General features: G+C 38.9%; 1 protein-coding gene. It reads left to right on the forward strand.

The features are described 5' to 3' along the window. A partial coding sequence (locus ACYU87_RS27715; protein WP_461137239.1) for a DUF2800 domain-containing protein occupies positions 1-514 on the forward strand: 514 nt, incomplete at both ends.

A 514-nucleotide genomic window follows, 5' to 3' on the forward strand; every position in this document is an offset into this window, starting at 1 on the left:
AAACCTAGGGCAGATTTGGCTATAAAAGGCGAGGGAGAATATTGCTCAGGTGATTGGTGCAAATTTTGTAAGGCTGCAGTTAGGTGTAGAGCAAGGGCGGAAGAAAAGTTAAAACTTGCAAAAGATGAGTTTAAACTACCCCCACTATTAACAGATGCCGAAGTAGAAGAAATCCTAGTGGTTATTCCGGATTTGACTTCATGGGCAAATAGCATCTTAGCATATGCAACAGATATGGCGGTCAATCATGGTAAAGAGTGGGATGGCTTTAAGGTTGTAGAGGGTAGGTCGGTAAGAAAGTATAAGGATGAGGATTCTGTAATCGAAAAAGCAAAAGAAAACGGATATACAGATATCTTTAAAACCAGTCTTATTCCACTTACTGAAATGCAAAAGCTGATGGGAAAGAAGAAATTTGAGGATATTCTAGGTGACCTCATAATTAAACCACCTGGAAAGTTGACGCTTGTACCAAACACAGATAAGCGTCAGAAAGTAAATGTATCAAATGTTA

The sequence above is a fragment of the Spirosoma lituiforme genome (assembly GCF_054776635.1).